We start from the raw sequence: 10,747 nt of genomic DNA on the forward strand, positions 1-10,747 counted from the left end.
AGTCAAAGACATAGAGATTGCAAAATTAATTAAATATTTTACAATGTCTAAACATAACAGAACTTATTTTGACAAAAAACAAACTTTATTGAACAGAATTGTATTAAAAATCTAAAACTACTTCAAAAAATTCTTTATCAATTTTTTTATAAAACTTGCCCTATATAATTTAAAATATGCTGTTCATCGAGAATAATAGCTTTATATAGAATATGCAAGTTTTACTGAAAAAAAATTCCTTTTTTTGATCAGCTTATTGAAGAATAAGCAATAAATACCATTTTAATACAGAGTCAAAATAAAAGCCAGAACAATTAAAATTCTTACATCCAATTTATTGACAAAGCTGTTAATTGTAAAACAAAGAAGACAATTATCTATCACTAACAAACTAAATAACAAAAACTTACAGTAGATGCTGTTTTTAGTTCAACGCTGATTTTATCACATTATTTTGCTCAACTTTAATTTTAATACCCTTAAAATGAAAAGACCTAATAAAAATAGTTTAGACAACGAGGTAAATTGGAAAAACATGAGTTATCCTCAAAATGCATTGCACGAGATTTTTACAAGACAAGCTGAAGCAACTCCAAATTCACTAGCTCTTGAATTTGGAAATGAAAAATTCACTTATAAGGAATTATCTCAGACTATAAATCAAATGGCTAATTACTTTTTAGATAAAGGTTTGTGTCCAGGACAATTTGTAGCTGTATCTATGGAGCGAAACTCTAATTTAGTTGCTTCTCTTTTAGCAATTTTACAATGCGGAGCTGCTTATTTACCGTTAGATCCAAAATTTCCTAGTGAACGTTTAGAGTTTATGCTTGAAGATTCTGAAGCTACTTTTTTATTAACAACAAAATCACTTTCAGCATCTTTACCTAAAAGTTCTGTAACTATATATATAGAAGACGTATTGTCTTCACTTGATCAATATCCGAATTCACCTTTATCTCTAGAAGTTAGCAATACATCTGTTGCTTACATGATGTATACTTCGGGATCAACCGGAAAACCAAAAGGAGTAACTGTCACACATAAAAATTTAGTAAACTTCTTGTACAGTATGGCAATTGAGCCAGGTATTGATCCAGAAGATAAATTATTGTCTATTACTACAATTTCTTTTGATATCGCTGGTTTAGAATTATTCTTACCTTTAATAACAGGTGCTTCAGTAGTTTTTGCAGATTATGAAACTACCCGAGACGGACAGCTTCTATTAAAACTTTTACAAGAAAAAGAAATCACAATATTACAGGCTACTCCTACTACATGGCAAATGTTGCTTGATTCTGGTTGGGAAAAACCATTAGTTTTAAAAGCGCTTTGTGGAGGTGAAGCTATGCCATTAAATCTTGCGCGTCAACTAACTTCAAAATGTGAATCACTTTGGAACATGTACGGCCCAACTGAAACCACAATTTGGTCTGCTGTCAAAGAAATTAAAAGTGATGATGAATTGATTACGATTGGTCTTCCTATTGCTAATACTCAGATTTATTTATTAGACGAAAAGTGTCAAACTGTTGAATCTGGAACCATCGGAGAAATTGTTATTGGCGGAGACGGAGTCGCAGAAGGTTACTGGAAACGTCCAGATCTTACTGCTGAAAAATTTATTGCTGATTCATTTTCAAAAAATCCAAACGCCACTCTTTATCGCACGGGTGATTTGGGTAAATTATTGCCAAATGGAGAGTTACAGTGTTTAGGACGTATCGATCATCAGGTAAAAATTAGAGGTCATCGTATTGAATTAGGCGAAATTGAAGCTACTTTAAATACATTGTCTGGCATTAAACAATCTGCAGTTATTGTAAGCCGTCATCTTGGAAACGAAGATAAACTGGTAGCTTATCTAAAATCTGACGATCAATTACAGGATGAAAAACAAATTCACGATTCACTTTCTAAGGTATTGCCAGAAATATTATTACCATCAAAATATATTTGGGTCGATGAATTTCCTATAACACCAAACGGAAAAATTGATAAAAAGAATTTACCTGTTCCTGAATATAACAGACCAGATTCTGCGCCTCTTTTCAAAAAACCAACTACACAATTAGAAAAAGACATTGCCAAAATTTGGAGTGAAGAATTAAAAATAGCAAGTATTGGCATCGATGATGACTTTTTTGATATGGGAGGAAGTTCGGTTCTTGCACAAAAAGTAACCACCTTAATGAGACAGCAGTTATCAAAAGATGTACCTGTTTCAAAAATCTATATTCATCCTACTATTAGAGAATTAGCAGTTACTTTAGAAGAAAACAACAATGAAAATACGATTAAAGAAGACGTATTTACATTCAAAAACACAAACAACCAAACAACTTCACAAGATATTGCTATAATAGGTATGGCGGGAAGATTTCCAGGTTCGGATACAATAGACGAGTTATGGGAAAATCTTAGAGATGGAAAAGAAACAATTTCTTTATTTACTAAAGAAGAATTGGACAGCAGCTTGCCAGAAAGTCTTCGCAATGATCCACTTTATATTGGAGCAAGAGGAATTCTTTCATCTGCAAAAACATTTGACGCTGCCTTCTTTGGCTTAAATCCACAACTTGCTGCCGCAATGGATCCTCAAATCAGAATATTTCTGGAGATTTCATACGAGGCATTAGAACAAGCTGGACACTTACCAAAGCATTATAAAGGAAGCATTGCCGTATATTCAGGTAGTGAAATCAATTCTTACTATGAAAATAATATCTTTTCAAACAAAGAATTAAAAAGTTCTGTAGGCGATTTACAAATTTATACTGTTAACGGAAAAGATTTTATTGCGCCTCGTACTTCATATCACTTAAATCTTAAAGGACCATCTGTTAGTGTACATTCCGCTTGTTCAACTTCATTATTAGCAATAGCCGAAGCTGTAAAAGCAATAAGAACTGGCATGTGTGATATTGCCCTTGCTGGAGGATCAAGTGTAACGGCGCCAATAAACAGCGGACATCTTTACGATGAAGGTTTTATTAAAAGTCCAGACGGTTCTACTAGATCTTTTGATGCTTCTGGAAAAGGAACTGTTTTTAGTGACGGAGCCGGTGTCGTTGTCCTTAAAAGACTAGAAGAAGCAGAAAAAGATGGGGATATTATCTACGGAGTAATTAAAGGTGTGGGTGTAAACAATGACGGAGGTGACAAAGGAAGCTTTATGGCTCCAAGTCCAAAAGGACAGGCTGGTGCTATAATTAATGCTTTTAATGATGCACAAATATCACCTTCTACCATTAGTTACATGGAAGCTCATGGTACTGCAACTCCTATTGGCGATCCAATAGAAATTGAAGGTCTTAAAATAGCTTACGGCAAACAAGAAAGAAATAACTATTGTGCCTTAGGCTCTATAAAAAGTAATATGGGACATACGACTGCTGCCGCTGGTGTTGCAGGAGTAATTAAGGTCTTATTGGCCATGCGCTATAAAAAGATACCTCCAATGGTAAATTTTGTAAAACCAAATCCAAATATTGATTTTGACAATAGTCCATTTTACGTCAATAACACTTTAATTGATTGGAATGCAGACGGAATAAGAAGAGCTGGTGTAAGTTCATTTGGTATTGGAAGTACAAATGTTCATGCTATTATTGAAGAATATGATAAAACACCTGTTCCTTCTTCTGTCTCACGACCTTTCCAACTCTTAATGTGGTCTGCAAAAAATCAAAATAGTTTATTGGGGTACGAAAATGCTTTAGGTCATTTTATTGATAAATCAAGAGAAATTCCTTTGGCAGATATTGCTTATTCATTAAACATGACTAGAGATGATTTTAACCATAGAAGTTTCTTGATCTCTAATTCTACAGACGATGCCGCTGAAAAACTACTTTGTCTAAAAGCTAAAACCACTAAATCTTCAGTTTTAAAAAGTGCTCCTTCAGAAATAGGTTTCTTATTTCCTGGACAAGGATCTCAATATATACAGATGGGTAAAACACTTTACGAAAACGAAAAAGTATATCGTGAAGCTGTAGACAAATGTGCTGAATTATTAATGGATGAATTAAAGCTTGATATTCGAGATATTATATATCCAAAAGATGATTGTCCTGAAGCCGAAGAACAGTTAAGAAACACTCGATTAACACAGCCTTCATTATTTGTCACCGAATACGCATTAGCACAATTATGGATGAGCTGGGGTATAAAACCAACTTTTCTATGTGGTCATAGTATCGGTGAATTTGCTGCTGCACATTTGGCTGGCATCCTTAATTTAAAAGATGCATTGCACATTGTAACAGTTAGAGGGAAATTAATCAGTGAATTGCCTGGCGGATCTATGCTGATTGTACGTGTTCCTGTTGATCAATTAAATGAATTGCTTCCTAGCACAATTTCAATTGCAGCTATAAATTCAACTCAATTCTGCGTTGTTTCGGGAACAAAAGAAGACATTGCCGCTTTCAATCAAGAATTGGATGCTAAAGAAATTCCAAACAAATTATTGAATACAAGTCATGCTTTTCACTCTTTTATGATGGAACCTATTTTAGAGGATTTCAAAAATGAATTAGAAAAAGTAAAACTAAACATTCCGAGATTACCCATTATTTCTACTGCATCTGGAACATGGCTTACAGATACTGAAGCAACAAGTACAACATATTGGGTAAACCAGTTAAAAAATACTGTTCGATTTGCAGACGCCATGGACACTGCTTTTGAACTGGATGATTTTATATTATTAGAAGTTGGTCCAGGACAAACATTAACCACCTTGGCTCGTCAACAAGCGGCTGGGAAAATCATTCCCGTTTTCCCAAGTTTAAATTTTCCTAAAGACGAAAAGGATAATGAATATTCTACCTTATTAAATGCTTTGGGTGATCTGTGGGCAAGAGGAGTAAATCCAGCTTGGAAAGCTTTTTATAATACACAGCAAAGACAAAAAATTGAACTACCAAGTTACGTTTTTGACCGCAAACCTTGTTGGATTGAACCTTTAGGAGTTATTGAAACCATAGCCATTCAAAAACCAATCAGTACTGATATTGCTCCAATTGAGAATCAAAACAATAATAATTTAAATACTAAAACCACTGATTCTAGAAAAGATTCTGTGTTACTTAAGATTTCAGAAATTATAAAAAATGCTTCTGGAATAACTTACGAATCTGATGTAATAGATAATACTTTCTTGGAAATAGGTTTAGATTCACTATCACTAACACAACTATCAGGAAAACTGAAAAAAGAGTTTGATTTACCAATTACTTTTAGACAACTTAACGAGGCGTATTCAACACCTTCACTTTTAGCTGATTATATCGAATCAAATCTTCCAGAAGAAGAAATAGCAACCCCAATTACAGAGCCAGAAGTAACTTCTGTTCAAACTGTTGATTCAAATGCTATATCAACTGGCATCCAATTATCATCCAATCAAAATCAGATTTCTCTAGAACAAATTGTTCGTCAGATCCAGATTTTGAGTCAGAAAGTAGATCAATTACAAAATTATCAGACTACTTCAGTTAATGGAAATGGTTCATTCACAAATTTAAAAGTAGAACATTTTGATTCCATTAAGCTTACTGAAAACACAGAAACAAACCATACCAACGGGCATATTAATGGAACTAATTGTTTTCAAAAAAAAGAACAGCCAATTGATCTTTCAAAAGTTAATGAGCAACAGCCTTCTGAAAAAAAATACACGATAAATGCAAACGAACCACCTGTACAAGGCAGTAAACTAGGCCGGGACGAAAATGGAAATCCTGCATGGTTTATTCAAGATCCCAATCAAAATGGAAGTTTGATAAAAATCAAACTATAAATTCAGATAAACAAAAGAGATAACTAATATTTTAAATTGTCATTTAAAAAACTGTTCAATTACATTTAAAATAGGAAATAAATGAAAAATCAAACTCAAACACAAACAGAAATGGAAACTGAAACTGAAATTCAATTTAATCCATTTTCACCTGAAATCGAACGAGTAATCTATACCTCCTATTCGCAACAAGAAATATGGTCAGATTGCATTTTTGGAGGCAGTGATGCAAACAAAGCTTATAACTTATCGGTATCTATTAAATTTAAAGGAAACTTAGCTGTAGATATTTTCGAGAAAGCCTTAAGTACTTTGGTACAGCGTCATGAAGGTTTACGAGCTGTTTTCAGCCCAGACGGACGTTTTATGTGCATTTATAGTGATTATAAAATCGAAATATCACATAATGATTTTTCTAGTCTTCCTAGTATTGACAAAAAAAATGCAATAGACACATTGGTTAAAGAAGAGGTAAACCAACTTTTTGATCTTGTAAATGGTCCATTATTTAGAGTTAACCTGCTTAAAATTGATGATTTTGAACATCTTGCTACTTTAACAATCCATCACATTATTGGAGACGGATTAAGTATCGATATTATTCTAGAAGAGCTTGGCACGCTTTATTCTGCCTATTTTGAAAATAAGAAACCTCAATTGCCAACTCCAGAACGTTTTAGTGAATTTGCCGAAAGGATAAATTCATTTATGGAAAGTAGTGAATATAAACCTCTAGAAGATTTTTGGATTAATATCTATAAAGAATCAGTTCCAACGATCGAATTACCATTAGATTACGCAAGACCTGCTTTACGAACCTACAATAGTGACCGAATTGATTTTCCATTAGATGACAGCATCATAAATGAATTAAAAAACATAGGTATAAATTCTGGATGCAGTCTAGTTACTACTTTATTGGCCGCATTTGAAGTCTTCTTATGCAAAACTACAGGTCAAAATGATTTAGTTGTAGGATTTCCTTCCTCAGGAAATACATTATATGATATGAGACAATTGGTTGGCGATTGTGTTAACCTGCTTCCATTACGCAGTAAAATTACTCCTGATATTAGTTTTGCAGAATATTTAAAACAGCGAAATTCTGAATTATTTGATGCATACGAACATCAACAAGTGAGTTTTGGACATCTTTTAAAGAGCTTTCCAATTGCTAGAGATCCCTCTAGAATTCCTCTAGTACCAGTTATATTAACGGTTGATTTAGCACGTACTATAGAAAATGAATTTTCATATACAGGACTTACACATAGTTTTAATGCAAATCCAAGACAATACGGAACTTTTGAAATTCAACTTCATATTTTTAGAGCTAAAGATGGTCCTGAATTTCAATGGACATACAATACAACACTCTTTAAACCAGAAACTATAAGTCAAATGATGGCTTCGTTTGAAGAGATAATTAAAGATGTAATAGCCAACGCAAACAATCCATTATCTGATTTAATTGGAGGTAATTATTTAACGGATTACGCAGAGTTGAATAATACTGAAATGGCCTATCCAAATATTACCTTAACGGAATTATTTAAAACACAGGCAGAAACAACACCCGAAAGCATTGCAGTAGAGTTTCATGATTCAAAAATGACTTATTTTGAAGTACAAGAAAAAGTAAACCAATATGCAAATTATTTAAAGGCACAAGGTATTCAGTCGGGTGATTTTATAGCTGTTTCTTTCCCGAGAAGCCCTGAACTGCTTTATACATTGTTAGCCATTATGCAATGTGGAGCCGCTTATTTACCGTTAGACCCAGAATATCCAAAAGAACGTTTAGAATTCATGCTAAACGATTCAAACGCAAAAGTTTTACTAACAAGTAAAGAAGTGTTTGCATCATTGCCGTCATGGTCACAAATGCTATTTATAGAAGATATTATCGATTCATTGAGTCAATATTCGACAGCACCACTTCCTTTTACTCTTAGCGCCGAAAACAATGCCTATATACTTTATACTTCAGGATCAACAGGTAATCCAAAAGGAGTTCCTATCACTCATAAAAACTTAGTCAACTTTTTATGCAGTATGGTTATCGAACCTGGTATAAAGCAAGACGACAGACTGCTTTCTATCACAACAATTTCGTTCGACATTGCAGGATTAGAATTATACCTGCCTTTAATAAAAGGAGCAACATTAATTTTAGCTGATCATGAAACTGCGCGAGACGGTAGACTTTTATTGGATCTAGTAAAAAAAGAAAAAATAAACTTCTTACAAGCTACGCCAACAACTTGGTCAATGCTTTTAGATTCTGGATGGTCTGAAAAATTGCCAATTAAAGCATTATGCGGTGGTGAAGCAATGCCAGTAGATCTAGCTAAAGAACTTTTAAATAAATGTGACTCACTTTGGAATGTTTATGGTCCAACAGAAACAACAATATGGTCTTCTTTAAAACAAATAAATGCCAATGATAAAACAATTACTATAGGTAAACCGATTGGAAATACACAAATTTATATAGTGGACGAACAAGGTCAACTTGTTGCACCAGGAAACATAGGAGAAATTACAATTGGAGGTGATGGAGTTGCAAAAGGTTACTGGAACAGACCAGAACTGACAGCTGAAAAATTCATCAAAAATAAATTCTCTGACAACGAAAAAGAAATACTTTACCGAACAGGAGATTTAGGAAAGTTACTTCCAAATAATGAAATAGAATGTTTAGGACGTTTAGACCAACAAGTAAAAATTAGAGGACATCGTATTGAACCAGGAGAAGTCGAACAGGCCCTTCTCTCTATTGAGGGTATAAAGTCAGCTGTAGTATTAGCTGATGAAAATTTCCTTATTGCTCATATTGTACCTGATTCAACAATAGATGAAGCACAAACTAAAATTGCTTTATGGCGCGAAAGTTTAGCTGCAAAATTACCAGCACAACTAATTCCACATGATTTTAATCTATTAGAAAAAATACCAACAACCCTTAACGGAAAAATAGACCGTAAAGCATTATCTCAATACAAAGTCAATAAAAAAACGACATATACTGCACCTCGTACTGAAGAAGAAAATATAGTTGCAACTATTTGGAAAGAAAGTTTAAACATTGAAAATATTGACATTTTTAGCGACTTCTTTGAAATGGGTGGCCATTCAATCAAAGGTGTAAAAGTTATGATTGAAATAGAAAAACACACCGGTAAAAGAATTCCATTATCAGCGTTGTTCAAATATTCTACTGTGGAGAAATTTGCTAAATTATTAAATACAGGTACAGAAATTTATTCGGATTGTTTAGTTCCGATAAAACCAACAGGAAACAAACCACCACTTTTTATCGTTCATGGCGCAGGACTGAATGTACTAAATTTCATAAATCTTAGTAAACATTTTGACGAAGACCAGCCTGTTTATGGTATTCAAGGTACTAAACCAAAAGGTTTTGACGGATGGTATGAATCTATTGAAGCTATGGCGTCACATTATATAGATGCTATTATCAAAGTAAATCCAAAAGGACCTTATGCTCTTGCCGGTTTCTCTTTTGGCGGAATTGTAGCTTTTGAAATGACACGTCAACTAAAAGCACAAGGAAAAATAGTAAGCTTAACTGCATTATTAGATTCTTATTTAGATTCTTCATATTACTATGGAAATTATAGACGTAAACAACTTGTTCGTTATATGGATGTCACTTATAGGAGATTAGATTTTTTAAAAGAAATGTTACTAAGCTGGAAAGCTTTCAAAATGAGAATCAATGGAAAAAAAGAATACATCTTGCAAAGACATTTTGGAAAGAAAAAAAATATGACCGAACAAGAAGAACTTGCTCTTCAGCAATTTATAGAAGCTGACAAGATGGTTAAAAAAATTGTAGACCTTTATCATCTTAAACCTCAAAGTTTTCAAGTTGATCTATTTCGATCAAAAGATGATGACAACTACAAATTAGACCCTACGCATTTAGGTTGGAAAAAAGCAGCATTAGGTGGTGTAACCATTCATAATATCTCTGGAAACCACTTAAATATTGTAGCTCCGCCAAATGATAAAGTATTAGCAAGATTAATTCAAGATATTTTAGATGAGAAACATGAAAACATCTAAGCTCTCCATTTCTTTTTCGAATGTAAAAAGTCCAGAATCGATCCCTGATAAAAAGTTTTTTTTAGACAGTAATGACATCATTATATATACTATTTATTTACCTGATTTCACCGATTTAAAGTCTGAGCTATCTAAATTTCTTAGTGATAAAGAAATTAAAAAAGCAAAGCGTTATTACAAGGAGTCGGACACTAATCGGTTTATAACATACAGAGCAATTTTAAAGTTTATTTTAGCCGCTCACTCCAACTTACGTATAAAGGATGTATATTTTGATTATAATTTTAATAAAAAACCTTACTTAATCTCTCATCCGTGGTTGCATTTTAATGTTTCACATTCTGAAGAGTATGCAGCTATAGCTATTTCTCGAAAAAAAGTTGGAATAGATATTGAATACATGTCTAATGATTTCAAATTTACCACTCTTCTTCCCGATGTTTTTGAAGATAATGAAGTGTTGCAAATTCAAAATTCATCTGATATAAAGCATGCTTTTTACACATCATGGACACGCAAAGAAGCCTTTGTAAAAGCATTAGGAAAAGGAATTGATGAAGACTTTAAAAACCTTCCTAGCTTAGACGGACAATACCATATAGATTCAACCCTTTTAAGAAACACACAAAACTGGCAGGTTTATAGTTTTGATTTTGCCGAAAACTATTTAGGAGCTGTCGCATTCGAAGATTTACCAGAAATTTCCAAAAACATAATTTTATATACGATTCCCAACAATATGGAGGAGCTTCTTGAAATGACTCCAAAAAGGAACTAATTCTGTTTTATAGTTAATTTGGATTCATGGCGTTTCCCTCCGGGTCGTGCTGTGCGCTGTATCTT

3 protein-coding genes are annotated in these 10,747 nt (G+C 33.3%); all 3 read left to right on the forward strand.

Going from position 1 to position 10,747, the window contains the following annotated elements; genetic code table 11:
• Positions 1–484 precede the first annotated feature (484 nt).
• The 3 genes from VGE71_RS02535 to VGE71_RS02545 all read left to right on the forward strand — a co-directional run bounded on the left by VGE71_RS02535 (position 485) and on the right by VGE71_RS02545 (position 10,682).
• On the forward strand, positions 485–5,812 hold the full coding sequence (locus VGE71_RS02535) for an amino acid adenylation domain-containing protein (protein WP_331136891.1): 5,328 nt from the start codon (positions 485–487) through the stop codon (positions 5,810–5,812).
• 81 nt (positions 5,813–5,893) lie between these two features.
• A complete protein-coding gene (locus VGE71_RS02540) occupies positions 5,894–9,904 on the forward strand; it encodes an amino acid adenylation domain-containing protein (RefSeq protein ID WP_331136892.1) in 4,011 nt (1,336 codons plus the stop codon).
• Positions 9,891–10,682 (forward strand): 4'-phosphopantetheinyl transferase family protein, encoded by a 792-nt coding sequence (locus tag VGE71_RS02545; RefSeq protein WP_331136893.1) that lies wholly within the window; start codon positions 9,891–9,893, stop codon positions 10,680–10,682. The genes VGE71_RS02540 and VGE71_RS02545 overlap by 14 nt, the downstream gene beginning before the upstream one ends.
• Positions 10,683–10,747 lie beyond the last annotated feature (65 nt).

This window comes from Flavobacterium sp., assembly GCF_036405015.1.
Classification (GTDB): Bacteria; Bacteroidota; Bacteroidia; order Flavobacteriales; family Flavobacteriaceae; genus Flavobacterium.